Below are 462 nucleotides of genomic sequence, written 5' to 3'. Positions count from 1 at the left end.
TTCCGGCCCAAGGACTACTGGCCGGCCAACACCAGCGTCACCGTACGGAGCAACCTGGAGGGCGTCCGGGTCTCCGACGAACTCCACGGCGCCGCCTCGAAGCCGCTCAAGATCGACTTCGGCGACCGGGTGGAGGTCACCACCGACGCCTCCTCGCACTACATGACGTTCCGCCGCAACGGGGAAGTGGTCACGACCCTTCCGGTGACCACCGGCAAGCCCGGCTTCTCCACCCGCAACGGCATCAAGGTGGTGCTCGGCAAGCAGTACTACGTCCAGATGCGCGGTGACACCGTCGGCATCGGCGGCAGCGAGTACTACAACCTGCCCGTCTACTGGGCGACCCGTGTCACCTGGAGTGGTGAATACGTGCACGCCGCGCCGTGGTCCGTCTCCTCGCACGGCGTGGCCAACGTCAGCCACGGATGCACCGGCATGAGCACCGGCAACGCCGCCTGGTTC

1 protein-coding gene is annotated in these 462 nt (G+C 66.9%); it reads left to right on the top strand.

What is annotated here, in order from left to right; translation table 11 throughout:
* The coding region (locus G3I71_RS47240) for a L,D-transpeptidase (RefSeq protein ID WP_164325111.1) at positions 1-462 on the top strand (462 nt) is incomplete at both ends.

It is taken from the genome of Streptomyces sp. SID12501, from assembly GCF_010550245.1.
In the GTDB taxonomy this organism is placed as follows: Bacteria; Actinomycetota; Actinomycetes; order Streptomycetales; family Streptomycetaceae; genus Streptomyces.
The sequence above is the reverse complement of the archived record's forward strand: the minus strand, read 5'-3'. Positions and strand labels throughout refer to the sequence as shown.